The sequence below is a fragment of the Ewingella sp. CoE-038-23 genome (assembly GCF_040419245.1).
Classification (GTDB): Bacteria; Pseudomonadota; Gammaproteobacteria; order Enterobacterales; family Enterobacteriaceae; genus Ewingella; species Ewingella allii.
The window spans coordinates 3,173,684-3,189,266 of the sequence record NZ_JAZHOH010000001.1 but is presented as its reverse complement, the minus strand read 5'-3'; the positions used below and the strand labels follow the sequence as shown (position 1 = coordinate 3,189,266).

Genomic DNA, 15,583 nt, shown 5'->3' with positions numbered 1-15,583 from the left:
CGTGACGTCGCCATGGCCGCAGAAAATCACCTTGCAGCAGCAAATACAGCGGCAGGGTATTCGCCATCTGCTGGTGATCAGCGGAGAAGCCGGCTGGTGCGCCGAGCAGGCCGCCGACTTTATTGAAGGCCAGCCCGGCGACTGGCCGTGGATGTCAGATATTCCGCCTCTATGGGTTGCTGAACCCCTGCCGTTTTCTGCTGCGCATACCCTGCTTGGGCAGGAGAGGCTCCACGGCGTGTTTGACGCCCGGCTGGGGCTGAACGTAGAAGCGCTGGCCGCCTTTGCCGGGACTTTGCAGGCGGGAAGCTGGCTGCTGCTCTTAGTGCCTGAGTGGCAGCTGTGGGCTGAAAAGCCGGACACTGACAGCCTGCGCTGGAGCGAGCAGCCCCGGCCCATCGCCACGCCGAACTTTATCCAGCGTTTCCAGTCTTTGATTTTGCAGGACGTGGCTTGCACGCTGCACCGCCAGCATCAGCCTTGCCAGCTTACCGCTTTGCCAATGGCCGCCGACTGGGCGCCGCCGGACGGCCAGCCGACGCCGGAGCAGCAGCAGATTTTGCAGCAATTAAACGCGGCGCAGAGCGGTATTTATGTGCTGACGGCGCCGCGCGGTCGCGGGAAGTCGACGCTGGCCGGGATGTTAGTCGCCGACTGGCCCGGCGAGTGCTGGGTCACGGCTCCGGCCAAATCTGCCGCAGACAGGCTGGCCGAGGAGAGTGCGGGCAGGGTGCGTTTCTGGTCGCCAGATGCTTTGTTGGAGCAGCTCGAGCAGCATCCGGTGGAGAATGTTGACTGGCTGCTGATTGACGAAGCGGCGGCCATTCCTGCGCCGCAGCTTTCACGGCTAATTGCCGCTTTCCCCCGCGTTTTGCTCACCACCACGGTTCAAGGCTATGAGGGAACCGGGCGCGGTTTTATTCTCAAGTTCTGCGCCTCCCTGCCGCAGTGGCATGATTTACGCCTCGACGCGCCGATCCGCTGGTCGAAAGCGGACCCGCTGGAGCCTTTCCTTAATCAGCTTTTGCTGTTCAACGATGCGCCCGCCGAAGTGCCACTGGAAGTGCTCCCCAGTGAGCAATCACTTCAGCTAACAACCATTCAGCGCGGGGCGTGGCTAGCCGAGCCGGGCCTGCTGGCCGATTTCTACGGCTTGCTGACCAGCGCGCACTATCGCACTTCACCCCTGGATTTGCGTCGCCTGATGGACGCCCCCGGTCAGTCGTTTGCCGCCGCTATGGCGGGTGACCGCGTCGCTGGAGCCATCTGGCTGGTGGAAGAGGGCGGGCTTGCTCCAGCGCTGGCCCATGAGGTGTGGGCAGGCAGACGCCGCCCGCGCGGCAATTTGGTGGCGCAATCACTGGCCGCCCACGGCGGGCAGATTGACGCCGCGGTGTTGCGCTCCCGCCGGGTTAGCCGCATTGCCGTGCAGCCAGATGTGCGGCGTCAGGGCATTGCGCGGGCTTTATTGGCGCAACAGGCTGAGATGGCCGCCAACGAGGGGTTGGATTTTCTGTCCGTCAGCTTCGGCTATACCGCCGAGCTCAGTGCTTTGTGGCAGCAGGCCGGTTATCGCCTGTTGCGCGTGGGAAGCCAGTTGGAAGCCAGCAGCGGCTGCTACGCCACCATGGCCGCACTGCCAATCAGTGACGCGGGCCGGCGCATGGTCGAACAGGCCGAACAACAGCTGGCGCGCGACTGGCCTTGGTTGCAGCAGCTTATCGCCCTCGATCTGCATGTGGAACAGGACCAGAATCAGGCCCTCAATGAAACTGACTGGCGCGAACTGGCCGGTTTTGCTTTCGCTCATCGCGCCGTGGAAAGCAGCTATGCCGCCTTGCAGCGACTGCTGCTGGCAAGTGAACTGCCGCTGGCCGCGCTACGGGCTCATCTGCAAGATAAGTTATCCGTCGCCGAGTGCGTGGAACGACTCAGGCTCAGTGGTCGCAAAGCCCTACTTCAATGCTGGCGGCAAGAGGCAGCGCAGGCGCTAACGCAGCTCGACGCCGTGCGCTGCGAGACGTGGCGCAGCTTCGCCCAGACCCAAGATGACGGCGATAAATAGCCTGATTTCATTGCGATAAATGGAACGACTCGTTCAACAAAACCCAATTTACCCGGTTGTGAACCTAGGTATAGTGGCGGGAGAAACGCGCCGCTGTGCGCAGTAATGAGGATTGAAAGGAAAAGGTCATGGCGAGTCAAAATGTGATTGTCCAACAGCCGGAAGGTACCGCGAACAAACTGATCTTGCTGTTTCACGGCGTAGGGGATAACCCGGTGTCGATGGGCGAGGTGGGGAAGTTCTTCGCCAAGGCTTTCCCTCAGGCGCAGGTGGTCAGCGTGGGTAGCCCGGATGCCTGTGATTTTGGCCGGGGGTTCCAGTGGTTCTCCGTGCAAGGCGTGACCGAGAAAAACCGCCAGTCGCGCATTGACGAGGCGCTGCCGCTGTTTGTTCGCACCGTGCGTGAATGGCAGGCCAGCAGCGGCGTGGCGGCGCAAGACACGGTGATTATCGGTTTCTCGCAGGGCACCATTATGGCGCTGGAATCCACAAAAGTTGAGCAGGGATTGGCGGGGCAAATCATTGCTTACAGCGGGCGTTTCGCCAATTTACCCGAGCAGCCGATTGCGGCGGAGACCCGAGTGCATTTGATTCACGGCGAGCAGGACCCGATCATCAATCCGTATCAGTCGAAAACCGCCTTTGAGCGTTTGCAGACTCTGGGATGTGACGCGACCTTAGATTTGCTGCCGCACATGGCGCACGGGCTGGATGAAGAGATGATCGCGCTGGCGCTGGGGTATTTGCGAGGTTAGGTGATTGTTTTGGGCCCTCTCCTTTCTAAGGAGAGGGGGCAAAACCAGATTCAAATAAAAAAACTACTTTTTATTCGGCCCATCGTCTTCTTAGTCCCACTGGGGATTGTTATAACGATGCGGTGGGATTTAACGTTTATCATTGAGGTATTTTTTCACATCTACGCGGTTTAACTCTTTGATCCCGCTGATGATAATGCCCGCCAGTATGATCAAAATAATCCACCAGTAATCTTTAATCCACTCCATGGCTGACTCCTTATTGTTTTGGTATTGCGATAAAACGCGGGAAAATCGTTGCCAGATGATGCGTCACCCAGTCACAGCCCGCAACCTCTTGTCCTCGCCATGCTTCAATCAGCACCTCTGGCGTCAGCCGTGCTTCACACTGCGCTGCCAAAGGTCGATAACTCAAATGCCAGGGTTCGACGGCGACGCCGCCACGGTCGATATCATAAGGGCGATAAAAACCAAAGCTCGCCATATTCTCTGAAAGCCACTGATTCAGGTCGGCGAAATAGCCGCCCGTCTCATACTCCCACGGTTCCAGCTGCAGCTTGCTCCCTTCTGGCAGTAGGTCGGGATCGTAAATATCCAGATCACTGCCCCAGTGATGGCGGCTGGCACCCGGCAGGGCAGACCAGCGTAAAATCAGCTCGCAGCGCTCTGCATCACTCAGCGAAGCCACCTCAACCGGGCGGCTCTCCTTATCTAATACTGGGCGCTCGCCGCGAAATTTGCCATTCCAAATCGCTAATTGCCGCTCAAAATCACGAAAGGTGCTCGCCGGTTGCAAGTTAAAACCAGCCAGACGAGCCGCGTCTTGCATGCGGGTGAAAGCTTCTACGGCCTCGGGCTGTAGCCGATGTGGACCCTCACTGATGGGCGCAAGGTGGGCCGCCGATCGGCCGGTCAACATCAGATTATCTATCATGCGACCAGTTGCTCCATGATCCGCTGGTACATGCGGCTCAACAGTTGCAGGTCGGCGGCATGGACACATTCATTGATTTTATGGATGGTGGCGTTCACCGGACCCAGCTCAACCACCTGCGCCCCCATCAGCGCGATGAAACGCCCGTCGGACGTGCCGCCGGTGGTTTGCAGCTCTGGGGTGATTTCGCTGTAATGGCGAACCGCGTTCACTACCGCGTCAACCAATTCGCCACGGGAAGTGAGGAACGGCTGGCCGGAAACCACCCAGTTTAGCGTGTATTGCAGATTGTGCCGGTCGAGCAGCTCTGCCACGCGCTGCTTGATGATGGCGTCGGTCAGTTCGGTGCTAAAGCGGAAGTTGAACTGCACGTACAGCTCGCCGGGGATGACGTTGTTGCTGCCGGTTCCGGCATTGATATTGGCGATCTGCATGCTGGTCGGCGGGAAGAATTCATTGCCCTGATCCCACTCGGTGGCGACCAGTTCATTCAGCGCGGGCATGGCGCGGTGCACTGGGTTATCTGCCAGATGCGGGTAAGCCACGTGGCCCTGTACGCCGTGAACGTGCAGGTTGGCGGTCATGGAGCCGCGACGGCCATTTTTGACAATATCGCCTACGCGGGTGGTGCTGGACGGTTCGCCCACCAGACAGAAATCTAAACGCTCGCGGCGCTCCATCAGCGCATTAACCACTTTTACCGTGCCATTGACCGCGCTGGCCTCTTCGTCGGAGGTGATCAGAAAGGCCAGACGACCTTTGTGGTTCGGATTGCTGGCGACGAAACGCTCGGCGGCAACCACCATGGCGGCCAGCGAGCCTTTCATATCTGCCGCGCCGCGGCCATAGAGCATGCCGTCGCGCAGGGCTGGCTCAAATGGGCCTGTGACCCACAGGCTTGGGTCGCCGGTCGGCACCACGTCGGTGTGGCCCGCGAAGGCTAAGGTTTTACCTTCGCCACGGGTGGCCCAGAAATTCAGCGTATCGCCAAAGTTCATCGCTTCAATTTTGAAGCCAATGGCTTTCAGGCGCGCAATCATAATCTCCTGACAGCCTGCGTCGTCCGGGCTGAGAGAGGGGCGGCGAATTAACTGTTGTGCTAAATCGAGAACGGGGCAGCTCATGTTATTTCACCTGTTCGATAAATTGCTGATAGCTTTCTGGCTTGAAGCCAAGCAGCGATTCGCCGCTGGCGGCCAATAAAAATGGGCGCTTAATCATGGCAGGATGCTCCAGCATCAAGGCTTTGGCGGCATCCTGATTGTCACAGGCGGCGCGGGTGGCTTCATCCAGCTTGCGCCAGGTGGTTCCCTTGATATTGAGCAGCGCTTCCCAACTCTGTTTGTCAATCAACTGCTGTAACAGCTCGGCATCAAGCCCGTCTACGCGATAATCATGAAAGCGATAATCGCTGCCGTTATCTTCTAACCAGCGACGCGCTTTTTTAACGGTGTCGCAATTTTTAATACCGTAGAGGATGAAAGGAGTCTTTGAGGATGTTTCTGCCATGGGAAAACGTTACCTGTTATTAGCTGAAAGTGCCTGTCAACCAGCCTCGGGCTGATGTAATAAGATGAGGCACATAATGCGTGAAAATCCCTTAGGGATCTACCTGAGGCACGGACTGAAAGATTAAATTCAAAGAGTGTAAGAATTATTAAAAATATTAATGAATATTTACAGTGACTATTATTCGATTCGATCCAAGTCATCACTATAAAAGGTGATGGCTTTCTTATAGCGAATAATCTCTTCGCTGGAATTACTGCTGATCAGCAGCATTAATAATTGCGCCACGGCCTCTTTGGCATGGCCGAGATTATATAAGGTCATGGCGCGGAACATCCTGATTTCGCTGGCGTTCGGAAACTTCTTCAGCCCGATGTCAAACGTTTCCAGAGACTCGTGATAGCGGCCCAAAGCGCGGTAAGTGCTGCCTAAACCGAGGTAGGCGTCGCGTAAATCCTGACCACTCAGCTGGTGATTAATGGCGGCCTGATAAAACGGAATGGCCTGCTGCTCGAGTCCAAGACAGTCATAAAGCGACGCCACGGTATAAAGCAGTTGCGGGTTTTGTGGCAAAGAGGCGAGCAACCCCAGTGCGTTTTGCAGTGCATCCTCATAGCGCCCCTGAGCGCTTAAATTCTTAATAGTTTGCAGCATTACTCTGACCTTATGGGTTCTTTTTGTTGGATATTGAACAGTTGCGACATGCTTGTCAGCGACTTAAGCCAAATAAAATAACCTTTCGGCACGCGAAGGGCAAATAACTGAGGGATTTTTAGCCGTATTGCTAAGCGTATGATTAGTTTGATTACCGGTTTTACTACTGTGATCCTGATTAAAATATCGTTATTTAGAATTTGTGAGGTTAATTTTTGGCCGTATAATCCCTTTCGTCAATTCAAGGGGAGTACCATGGTCGAGCAAGAGTTAGTTAACTGGAAAGACTTTATCGACGCCATGCTGCGCGGTTAATCGCCAGTCTGAGATAAGATAAAGTAAAAAATAAGAGTGTAATGAAGTCCTTCTTAACGTTTTAAATGCTTTAAATTAAAAGCACCAACGGGACCAGAATTAGTACCTAATTAGAAAACATCTATTAGAGTACTCTAAATAAAAAGGCGCTAATTTGATTAGCGCCTTTTTCTATGGGGTATTTTCACCGTGGTTATTTATGCGGATCGCCATGCGGGCCGGAATGAGGCTCTGGCGCGGCTTCAACAATATCGCCAATCAGCGGCGCGACGGTTGGCTTCGCCGGGAAGCGGCGGCGCACTAGCATAAAGAACAGAGGCACGAAGAAGATAGCCAGCACGGTGGCTGAAATCATCCCGCCAATTACGCCGGTGCCCACCGCGTGCTGGCTGGCAGAGCCTGCGCCTTGGCTGGTCGCCATTGGCAGCACGCCGAAGACGAAGGCCAGCGAGGTCATCAGAATCGGGCGCAAACGCATGCGGGAGGCTTCAAGCGTCGCTTCCAACAGCGCCTTGCCTTTGAGGTTCAGGTCGTTGGCAAATTCGACAATCAGAATGGCGTTCTTCGCCGACAGCCCGATGATGGTCAACATCCCCACCTGGAAATAGACGTCGTTTTCCAACCCGCGTAGCCAGGTGGCAATCACCGCACCAATTACGCCCAGTGGCACAACCAGCATCACCGAGAACGGAATGGACCAGCTTTCATACAGCGCCGCCAGACACAGGAAGACTACCAATAGTGAAATGGCATACAGCGCCGGGGCCTGTGCCCCTGACAGACGCTCCTGATAAGAAAGGCCGGTCCACTCAAGGCCAAAGCCGCTTGGCAGTTTGGCGACCAGTTTCTCCATGGTGTCCATAGCCGCGCCGCTGCTGACGCCCTGCGCCGCTTCACCCACAATTTCTACTGCGGAATAGCCGTTATAGCGTTCGAGACGCGGCGAGCCGGTTTCCCAATGGGAAGTGGCAAAGGCGGAGAACGGCACCATGCCGCCGCTGCTGTTGCGCACATACCATTTATTCACGTCGTCCGGCAGCATGCGATAAGGCGCGTCGGCCTGCACGTAAACCTTCTTCACGCGACCGCGATCCACGAAGTCATTGACGTAGGTCGAGCCCCACGCGGTGCTCAGCGTGCTGTTGATATCGGCAATCGCCACGCCCAGCGCCTGTGCTTTGGCTTGGTCAATTTCGATTTGCAGCTGAGGGCTGTCATCCAAACCGTTGTGACGCACGCGGCTCAGGCTTGGGTCTTTGCTGGTCATATCCAATAGCTGGTCGCGCGCATTCATTAATGCGTCGTGGCCTAAGCCGGCGTGATCCTGCAATTCCATATCGAAGCCTGCCGAGGTGCCTAAGCCGTTGATTGACGGCGGGGCGCTGGCAATAACGCGGGCTTCTTTAATGTGGCGGAACTCTTTGGTGGCGCGCTCGATGATGTCCTGCGCCGAGTTGCCACTGGCAGTTCGGTCATCCCAGTCGGTTAAACGCACGAACATACGGGCGACGTTCTGCCCGTTACCGCCGGGGCCTGCGCCCAAGGTTGCGAACACCGACACCACGTCTTTAGTCTCTTTGGTCAGCAGGTAGTGCTCAATTTTCTCCACCACTTTCTGCGTCTGTTGCAGGGTCGAACCGGGCGGCAGCTGGACCTGAATGGTGAATACCCCTTGGTCTTCCTGCGGCAGGAAGGAGGTTGGCAATTTGACGAACAGGAACGCCAGCAGGCCGACAATCAGCAGGTAGCCCAGCATGAAGCGCACGCTGTGTTTCAGTACGCTGCCGACGCCATTTTCATAGCGATTGGCGTTGCGATCGAACATCCGGTTGAACCAGCCGAAGAAGCCGGTTTTGCCATGATGATGCCCTTTGGCAATAGGTTTCAGGATGGTAGAACACAGGGCAGGGGTGAGGGTCAGCGCAACAAACACCGACAGCACCATGGCGGCGACAATGGTGATGGAAAACTGGCGGTAAATCGCGCCGGTGGTGCCGCCAAAGAAGGCCATCGGGATAAACACCGCTGACAGCACCATGGTGATGCCAACCAGCGCACTTTGAATCTGACCCATGGATTTTCGCGTGGCTTCTCTGGGGCTTAGCCCCTCCTCGCTCATCACGCGCTCGACGTTTTCCACCACCACGATGGCGTCATCCACCAATAGGCCGATGGCCAGCACCATGGCGAACATGGTGAGGGTGTTGATGGTGTATCCAAACTGATGCAGCACCACGAAGGTGCCTAGCAGTACCACCGGCACGGCGATGGTTGGGATAAGCGTAGCGCGGAAGTTCTGCAAAAACAGATACATGACTAAGAATACCAGCACGATCGCTTCGAACAGCGTTTTCACCACGTCGGTGATCGCGGCTTTAACGAACGGCGTGGTTTCATAGGCGATGCGGGTTTCGAGGCCGTGCGGGAAGTACTTTTCCAGCTCAGTAAGGCGGGCGCGAACCAGCGTGTCGGTTTGCAGTTCGTTGGCACCGGAGGCCAGCTGAACACCCATACCGGAAGCCGCCTGACCGTTATAGCGGCTCAGAATGCTGTAATCTTCCGCGCCTAAACCGATGGTGGAAACATCGCCGAGCTTCACCTGCGAGCCGTCTGCATTGACTCGCAGCGTGATGTCGCGGAACTGCTGCGGCGTTTGCAGCTGTGACTGGGCGTTGACCGTGGCGTTCAGCGCCTGGAAATCAACCGACGGCGCGCCGCCGAGCTGGCCTACCGCCACTTGGCTGTTCTGCGCTTTGATCGCATTCACCACGTCGGTGGTGGTCAGTGAATAGTTATTGAGTTTATTCGGGTTGAGCCAGATACGCATGGCGTACTGTGAACCGTAGGCGGTGATGCTGCCCACGCCATCAATACGGCTCAGCGGGTCCTGAATGTTGGACGCCACGTAGTCGGCGATATCCTGTTTATCCATGCTGCCGTCGGTGGAGACGAAAGCCACGGTCATCAGGTTGGTATCACCGGTTTTAGAGACGGTAACCCCTTGCGTTTGCACATCCTGCGGCAAGCGCTTCAGGGCCTGTTGCAGCTGGTTTTGCACCTGCTGCAAAGCCTCGTTGGGGTCCGTACCGGCAACGAAACTGAGGGTGATTTGCGATTTACCGTTGCTGCTACTTTGCGACGACATGTACATCAGGTTGTCCAACCCGGTCATGTTCTGCTCGATAATCTGCGTAACGGTATTTTCTAATGTTTGTGCTGACGCGCCCGGATAGGTCGCGGTAATACGCACGTTTGGCGGTGCTAAGTCTGGATATTGCTCAATGGGTAAAGAGTGAATGGCCAGTGCGCCGGATAAAGAGATAATGATCGCTAAAACCCAAGCAAAAATTGGGCGATCGATAAAAAAGTTGGCCATGCGTCAAAAACCTCATTATCACCAGAACAGCGTGAAGAACATCAGCAAATAAACAGAATGTCGGTCACCTGGGGTGAAGTTATATTCTGACAAATAGTGCAGCGCTAAAGATCCCAGCGCGTCGATGCTGTGCATCGAAATTATTATCCATTCCCAATAAGGATGCCGCAATGCGACGTGTAAGCACTTTACCCGCAACTCGCTAAGAAAACGTGGAGAAATAAAGGAGATAATGTAAAAAATAATAGCCCTGACACATTATCAAACCGGTAATTTTCCTACGTTCAGACTACTATTTGATGACAGAAACAAGATGTGCACTATTTGCGATTCGGACGAATGCGCGCTGGAGATAGTCAGAATAAAGTGCCGTTAAACGTGAATGCAAACAAAAAACGAAGCAGATCAGGAGTTATTCATGGAATTGAATTCAGTCTTTGCTCGCCGATTATATCTCTGTTGGTTGTTGAAAAATGAACCACGCCTAAACGTACCCAAATTAATGGCGCATACCGGCTGGCCGCGCCGGACATTACAGGATGTTTTGAAAGCACTGCCGGGCATGGGCATCGAACTCGAATTTGTACAGCAGGGGATCAGAAATAACGACGGCTATTACCAGATAAAAGAGTGGGGGCCGATTGATGCCGCGTGGATTGACCGTCACCCGGATCTGCTGCTCGAAGCCATCGCCAGAGGATAAACGCCAGTGCGCGGCATATATTTCCTTTGTCATCCCCTCCCTAAGACGCCTATGATGGCTGGCTTCTCTCACTGACTTTTATTGGGCGGGGACGCGGTATGTCATCAAAGATTGAAAATGTGCAAAAGCAGTTACTTTCTGATAACTGGTACGTTTTACACAAATACACCTACGACCTCATTAAGAACAACGGTGAGCGCCAACCTCAGGTTCGTGAAGTTTATGACCGGGGCAACGGGGCCACCATTCTGCTCTACAATCGCCACAAAAAAACCGTCCTGCTAATTAACCAATTTCGCATGCCGACTTACGTCAATGGCAATGCCACGGGCATGTTGCTGGAAACCTGCGCAGGCCTGCTGGACGACGACTCGCCGGAAGATTGCGTGCGCAAAGAGGCGATTGAAGAGACGGGCTATGTGGTGGGGCCGGTGCAAAAGCTGTTCGAAGCCTACATGTCGCCGGGCAGCGTGACGGAAGTCGTACACTTCTTTGCCGCCGAATATGATGACTCGCAGCGCGCCTATTCCGGCGGCGGCGTGGACGATGAAGATATTGAAGTGGTAGAGCTGCCCTTTACTCAGGCGCTGGAGATGATCAAAGACGGGCGCATCAAGGACGGCAAAACCATTATGCTGCTGCAATATGCCCAGACGCAGGGTTGGATGGCGTAATCTTATCCGCTGAATCACCACGCAAAAGGCTGAGAAAAGCCCTTTGCGTGGTCAGCGTGAGGTCTGAAAGTAGCAAAGCTACTGCGGCAAGTGCAGCTTCACGTTACCTGTATGGCCATCAATGGCGCTCCACGGCAATATCGACCAGTCTGGTCCTTCGCAAGAACGCATCACGCGGGCAAAGGATGGACCAAAATAGATCCCCTTAGCTGTCAAATACCACGCAGGGAAATGCCAAACCTGTGCATCCGAATAGTCGCAATCATCATCGCTATCCTCGGTGGGCTTAACCATCTCTGTGGGATGAGCAAGGGCCATCTCTTTTACCAACCAAGGTGCAAATTTTTTCTCGCGATAGGCCGAAAAGGTGTCGAAGTCCACGTCGCTGGCACCCGGCGCGGCGCGGTCTTCTGCTTCGCTATAGTGGAAAGGTTTACCTTCACCTACCCACAGCACGTCTTCCAACGTCAGCGGCTCGGCGGTTTTCGCATTGAGGTTAATGGGGGACTCGCCGAAATCAGGGTGCGCGCCGCCACAGTCATAGTTGGTAAACAGACTAACGCTTACCACGTCTGCTGACATATAGGTCGGCGTCACCGTCTGGCTATAATCACCCTCGCCAAAGCGCGTGGCGCCCAGCATGCAGGCGTGCCAACTGATCACTTCTTGCCACAGGCGGGCGCGAAGCCGGGTATTGATGGCTTCCATCTGCTTTTGCGGGTAGCCAGAAACCACTTCGAACAGGCTGATATTTGACTGCGGCTCGCTCCACCACTGCAGGGTGAATCCCATGAAATCCTGCTGCTTGCCCTCCACTAGATTGATGCCAGAAAGGCGCAAATACTCATAAGGGTCACTGTGCAGCAGAGAACCCGGATAGCTGTCATCACTCTTATCTGGCAGGGCTGCGGGCTTGAAGCTTACAGGCAGCGATTTGCCTTTCGGATCGGTCCAGGTACCTTGCCAGTTGCCCTGTGGATCATGCTCCAAAGTGAGGGAAGGGTGTGGAGTATCATCAAAATCGTCAGCGCCTTCAGTCAGGCTCAACTCATTATTTTTCAGCGTGCCGCTCAAAGGCAGGTCCAGCCGATATTTCTGATAGAAATAGCGCCCGGTTACCTCTTGCGGCTTATTCAGGTCTAACTCGACGACTATGTTGGCCTTACCTAACGTGCCGGTGAATACTGAAAGAGGTTCTTCAGCAAAGGCCGACATCGAGAAAAGCGCCACCCAAACTATCCAAAACTTCATCCGTTTCTCCTGAAAAGACGATGATGCTTTTTGCATCTTTTTTATCTATTTTTCGGCCCCAGACAACCGCGCTACAGAATATCAGTCTGATGAGACAGTGAAAGTTTTGTCGCAAAATTAATTTTAATGGCTCGGCATCCTCTTAAGCTATTATCAGGTCGATGAATTCAAAAAAGAGCAGAAAGTGATGAACGCCAACTGGATAACCGCTCCCCTTTTTGTGCTGGCAGGCCTCTTCGCCTCTAGCGCTTTTGCCGATCCTCTACAAACTATCTACAACGACTGGCAGCTCAGTTGCGACAACCTCAACCACTGTTCCGCCAGAAATTCGCAGGACGGGCAGGAACTGATTCTCAATATTTCTCGCGATGCCGGACCAGAAGGGCGGGCCGCGATTAAAATTGATTACCAGCGCAGTGGCGATGATTTAGGCAGCGAGCAGCCTATCGCCAATCGTTTACAGCTTGATGGCAGAACTTTACCCTTTAATCACCGCGAATGGGATGTCAGTAAAAACAGCCTGACGACCAGCAATCGTCTGGTGGTAAATGAGTTTATCGCCGCGATCCGCGAAGGCAATACCATTCAGTTAACCGGCAAGCTGGATCCACAGCAGGCCGTTAAACCTGCTATCTCTTTGAAAGGCTTGAAGGCCGCGCTGCTGGCAATTGACGCCCAGCAGGGACGCGTCGGCACGAAAACGGCCTGGGCAAACCGAGGTAATAAACCAGCCAACACGGTTCCGCCAGCACCAGCGGCCCCTTTGCAGCCGCGCTTTAGTGAACCTCATCCTTTAACTGACACCGAAATCTCGGCCATTACCCAGAATGCCGCCGCCACTATTGATAACAACGATTGCAGCCTTGAGCCGTCCGAGCGGGAAGTCCACCTTTTTGCCTTGAGTAATGATAAGGCGCTGATGACGGTCAACTGCGATATGGGGGCCTATAACCTGTTTGTCCTTGGTTTTAGCGTGTCGCGTCAGGCTCCTTATAAAACGGAAGATTTGGCTCTCAATATGCCGTTCAAACTGGGGGATGAAGAGGAGTCGCCGGAGCTTATCAACGCCGACTTTGACCCCAAAACCGGCGAGCTGTCTACCTTTGACAAAGGCCGAGGCATTGGCGATTGCGGCGTAGCTTCTCGCTGGGTTTTCGACGGTAAAGCTTTCCAGCTGACCTCGTTCTCCTCCGAGCCAAGCTGTGATGGTTACAGCAGTGGCGGCGAGTGGCCGGTATTGTGGGTGACGCAAAAACGCTGACTGCCAACGGGTTAACGTTTCTCCGCAGACAAAAAAGGCATCCCTCGGGATGCCTTTTGCTTTTGGCTGTTTAGCTCATTACTTGAGTAATGACTGAGCCTGAGCCACCACGTTATCCACGGTAAAGCCGAACTCTTTGAACAGCAGGTCAGCCGGAGCAGACTCGCCGAAGCTGTGCATGCCCACTACCGCGCCGTTTAGCCCGACGTATTTGTACCAGTAGTCGGCAATCCCAGCTTCTATCGCGACGCGCGCGGTGACGGCTTTTGGCAGCACGGATTCACGGTAAGCCGCGTCCTGTTTGTCGAAGGCGTCGGTCGATGGCATAGAAACCACGCGTACTTTAGTGCCAGATGCTGCCAGCTTATCAGCCGCTTCCACGGTGATGCCCACTTCTGAACCCGTGGCGATCAGGATAATGTCCGGCGTACCTTCACTGTCTTTCAGCACATAGCCACCACGAGCAATATTGGCGACTTGCTCCTTGGTACGCGGCTGCTGGGTCAGGTTTTGGCGAGAGAAAATCAGCGCCGCCGGGCCATCGTTGCGCTCAATGGCATATTTCCAGGCTACGGCAGACTCCACCTGATCCGCCGGACGCCAGGTGCTCATGTTTGGCGTAACGCGCAGGCTGGCCATTTGCTCGACCGGCTGGTGGGTTGGGCCATCTTCGCCCAGACCGATGGAGTCATGGGTATAGACGAAGATATTGCGGATCTTCATCAATGCCGCCATACGCACCGCGTTACGGGCGTATTCAACGAACATCAGGAAGGTGGCAGAGTACGGCAGGAAGCCACCGTGCAGCGCGATACCGTTACTGATGGCGGTCATACCGAATTCGCGCACGCCGTAGTGAATGTAATTACCGGCAAGGTCATCGCCCAGCGATTTCGAGCCAGACCACATGGTCAGGTTGCTTGGCGCGAGGTCAGCGGAGCCGCCGAGGAACTCTGGCAGCACTTTGCCGAAAGCTTCCAGCGTGTTCTGTGAGGCCTTACGGCTGGCGATGTTGGCAGGTTTGGCCTGCAACTCTTCGATAAATTTCTGCGACTCAGTGGCCCAATTGGCTGGCAGTTCGCCTTGCACGCGGCGTTTAAACTCTTTTGCCAATTCAGGATGCGCTTGGGCGTAGGCGTCAAACTTGGCGTTCCACGCGGCTTCTTTGGCTTTACCGGCTTCTTTCGCGTCCCAACCGGCATAAATATCCTGTGGGATCTCAAACGGCGCGTGGGTCCAGCCGATGTTTTTACGTGTTGCCGCCACTTCATCGTTACCCAGAGCCGCGCCGTGCGCCTCGTGAGTCCCGGCTTTGTTCGGCGAGCCGAAGGCAATCACGGTTTTACAGAGCAGCAGTGAGGGCTTGTCGGTGACTTTGTGAGCTTCATCAATGGCTTTCTTGATGGCTTCGGAGTCATGGCCGTCAACACCGCGGATCACGTGCCAGCCGTAGGCTTCAAAACGCTTAGCGGTGTCATCGGTAAACCAGCCTTCGACGTGACCGTCAATGGAAATGCCGTTGTCATCATAAAACGCGGTTAGTTTGCCGAGCTTCATGGTACCGGCCAGTGATGAGGCTTCGTGCGAGATACCTTCCATCATGCAGCCGTCGCCCAAGAAGGCGTAGGTGTGGTGGTCAACGATGTCGTGACCCGGCTTGTTGAACTGCGCCGCCAACGTGCGCTCGGCAATCGCAAAACCTACGGCGTTGGCAATGCCCTGACCCAGCGGGCCGGTGGTGGTTTCCACGCCCGGCGTGTAGCCATATTCTGGGTGGCCCGGCGTTTTGGAGTGCAGTTGGCGGAAGTTAGCCAATTCGCTGATTGGCAGGTCGTAGCCAGTAAGATGCAGCAGGCTGTAAATCAGCATTGAGCCGTGGCCGTTAGACAGTACAAAACGGTCGCGATCGGCCCAGTTTGGGTTGGTCGGGTTATGATTCATATAGTCACGCCATAGGACTTCGGCAATATCTGCCATGCCCATCGGGGCGCCCGGGTGACCAGAATTGGCTTTCTGTACGGCGTCCATACTCAATGCGCGGATAGCGTTCGCAAGCTCTTTACGAGAAGGCATTATTCGACTCCAG

13 protein-coding genes and 1 pseudogene are annotated in these 15,583 nt (G+C 55.0%); 6 read left to right on the top strand and 8 right to left on the bottom strand.

Features of this window, described 5'->3' with window-relative positions:
- Window position 1 precedes the first annotated feature (1 nt).
- Complete coding sequence (locus V2154_RS15115; RefSeq protein ID WP_353502896.1) at window positions 2–2,065, top strand: tRNA(Met) cytidine acetyltransferase TmcA; 2,064 nt, start codon at window positions 2–4, stop codon at window positions 2,063–2,065.
- 128 nt (window positions 2,066–2,193) lie between these two features.
- The gene (gene ypfH / locus V2154_RS15110; RefSeq protein ID WP_353502895.1) at window positions 2,194–2,820 is read left to right on the top strand and encodes an esterase; all 627 of its coding nucleotides are present in this window, start codon (window positions 2,194–2,196) and stop codon (window positions 2,818–2,820) included.
- Window positions 2,821–2,910: 90 nt separating this feature from the next.
- On the opposite strand, the pseudogene V2154_RS15105 reads toward ypfH, so the two are convergent.
- The 5 genes and pseudogenes from V2154_RS15105 to V2154_RS15085 all read right to left on the bottom strand — a co-directional run bounded on the left by V2154_RS15105 (window position 2,911) and on the right by V2154_RS15085 (window position 5,917).
- A pseudogene (locus V2154_RS15105) lies at window positions 2,911–3,069 on the bottom strand (YpfN family protein).
- 10 nt (window positions 3,070–3,079) lie between these two features.
- Window positions 3,080–3,754: a M15 family metallopeptidase gene (locus V2154_RS15100; RefSeq protein WP_353502894.1), complete on the bottom strand. Its 675-nt coding sequence runs from the start codon at window positions 3,752–3,754 to the stop codon at window positions 3,080–3,082.
- Window positions 3,751–4,878 carry a succinyl-diaminopimelate desuccinylase gene (gene dapE, locus V2154_RS15095; protein ID WP_353502893.1) on the bottom strand — a complete coding sequence of 376 codons (1,128 nt, stop codon included), beginning with the start codon at window positions 4,876–4,878 and terminating at the stop codon, window positions 3,751–3,753. The genes V2154_RS15100 and dapE overlap by 4 nt, the downstream gene beginning before the upstream one ends.
- A 1-nt stretch (window position 4,879) precedes the next feature.
- Window positions 4,880–5,263, bottom strand: a complete 384-nt coding sequence (locus tag V2154_RS15090) for an ArsC family reductase (protein ID WP_353502892.1) — start codon at window positions 5,261–5,263, stop codon at window positions 4,880–4,882.
- A 180-nt stretch (window positions 5,264–5,443) separates the two neighbouring features.
- Window positions 5,444–5,917, bottom strand: coding sequence for a tetratricopeptide repeat protein (locus V2154_RS15085; protein ID WP_353502891.1), 474 nt, complete (start codon window positions 5,915–5,917; stop codon window positions 5,444–5,446).
- Window positions 5,918–6,055: 138 nt separating this feature from the next.
- Between V2154_RS15085 and ypfM the strand changes: the two genes are divergently transcribed.
- Complete coding sequence (ypfM, locus tag V2154_RS15080) at window positions 6,056–6,232, top strand: protein YpfM (protein WP_353502890.1); 177 nt, start codon at window positions 6,056–6,058, stop codon at window positions 6,230–6,232.
- A 193-nt stretch (window positions 6,233–6,425) separates the two neighbouring features.
- Here ypfM and acrD read toward each other — a convergent pair whose 3' ends face one another.
- Entirely contained in the window at window positions 6,426–9,608 is a 3,183-nt protein-coding gene (gene acrD / locus V2154_RS15075) for a multidrug efflux RND transporter permease AcrD (protein WP_353502889.1), read from the bottom strand.
- Between the two features lie 418 nt (window positions 9,609–10,026).
- Between acrD and V2154_RS15070 the strand changes: the two genes are divergently transcribed.
- Both V2154_RS15070 and nudK read left to right on the top strand, forming a co-directional pair.
- On the top strand, window positions 10,027–10,311 hold the full coding sequence (locus V2154_RS15070; protein ID WP_353502888.1) for a winged helix-turn-helix domain-containing protein: 285 nt from the start codon (window positions 10,027–10,029) through the stop codon (window positions 10,309–10,311).
- 98 nt (window positions 10,312–10,409) lie between these two features.
- Window positions 10,410–10,985 carry a GDP-mannose pyrophosphatase NudK gene (gene nudK, locus V2154_RS15065; RefSeq protein WP_353502887.1) on the top strand — a complete coding sequence of 192 codons (576 nt, stop codon included), beginning with the start codon at window positions 10,410–10,412 and terminating at the stop codon, window positions 10,983–10,985.
- 78 nt (window positions 10,986–11,063) lie between these two features.
- Here the strand turns inward: nudK and V2154_RS15060 are convergent, their stop codons facing one another.
- A complete protein-coding gene (locus V2154_RS15060) occupies window positions 11,064–12,236 on the bottom strand; it encodes a hypothetical protein (RefSeq protein ID WP_353502886.1) in 1,173 nt (390 codons plus the stop codon).
- A gap of 187 nt (window positions 12,237–12,423) precedes the next feature.
- On the opposite strand from V2154_RS15060, the gene V2154_RS15055 reads away from it, so the two are divergent.
- On the top strand, window positions 12,424–13,497 hold the full coding sequence (locus tag V2154_RS15055; RefSeq protein WP_353504007.1) for a DUF1176 domain-containing protein: 1,074 nt from the start codon (window positions 12,424–12,426) through the stop codon (window positions 13,495–13,497).
- Window positions 13,498–13,575: 78 nt separating this feature from the next.
- Here the strand turns inward: V2154_RS15055 and tkt are convergent, their stop codons facing one another.
- Window positions 13,576–15,570 carry a transketolase gene (gene tkt, locus V2154_RS15050; protein WP_353502885.1) on the bottom strand — a complete coding sequence of 665 codons (1,995 nt, stop codon included), beginning with the start codon at window positions 15,568–15,570 and terminating at the stop codon, window positions 13,576–13,578.
- Window positions 15,571–15,583: the final 13 nt, after the last annotated feature.

What these genes read in the sequence shown, in the direction of transcription:
- ypfH (WP_353502895.1), top strand. Translation starts at nt 2,194, where the DNA reads ATGGCGAGTCAAAATGTGATTGTCCAACAGCCGGAAGGTACCGCGAAC.
- V2154_RS15100 (WP_353502894.1), bottom strand. Translation starts at nt 3,754, where the DNA reads ATGATAGATAATCTGATGTTGACCGGCCGATCGGCGGCCCACCTTGCG.
- dapE (WP_353502893.1), bottom strand. Translation starts at nt 4,878, where the DNA reads ATGAGCTGCCCCGTTCTCGATTTAGCACAACAGTTAATTCGCCGCCCC.
- V2154_RS15090 (WP_353502892.1), bottom strand. Translation starts at nt 5,263, where the DNA reads ATGGCAGAAACATCCTCAAAGACTCCTTTCATCCTCTACGGTATTAAA.
- V2154_RS15085 (WP_353502891.1), bottom strand. Translation starts at nt 5,917, where the DNA reads ATGCTGCAAACTATTAAGAATTTAAGCGCTCAGGGGCGCTATGAGGAT.
- ypfM (WP_353502890.1), top strand. Translation starts at nt 6,056, where the DNA reads ATGATTAGTTTGATTACCGGTTTTACTACTGTGATCCTGATTAAAATA.
- acrD (WP_353502889.1), bottom strand. Translation starts at nt 9,608, where the DNA reads ATGGCCAACTTTTTTATCGATCGCCCAATTTTTGCTTGGGTTTTAGCG.
- V2154_RS15070 (WP_353502888.1), top strand. Translation starts at nt 10,027, where the DNA reads ATGGAATTGAATTCAGTCTTTGCTCGCCGATTATATCTCTGTTGGTTG.
- nudK (WP_353502887.1), top strand. Translation starts at nt 10,410, where the DNA reads ATGTCATCAAAGATTGAAAATGTGCAAAAGCAGTTACTTTCTGATAAC.
- V2154_RS15060 (WP_353502886.1), bottom strand. Translation starts at nt 12,236, where the DNA reads ATGAAGTTTTGGATAGTTTGGGTGGCGCTTTTCTCGATGTCGGCCTTT.
- V2154_RS15055 (WP_353504007.1), top strand. Translation starts at nt 12,424, where the DNA reads ATGAACGCCAACTGGATAACCGCTCCCCTTTTTGTGCTGGCAGGCCTC.
- tkt (WP_353502885.1), bottom strand. Translation starts at nt 15,570, where the DNA reads ATGCCTTCTCGTAAAGAGCTTGCGAACGCTATCCGCGCATTGAGTATG.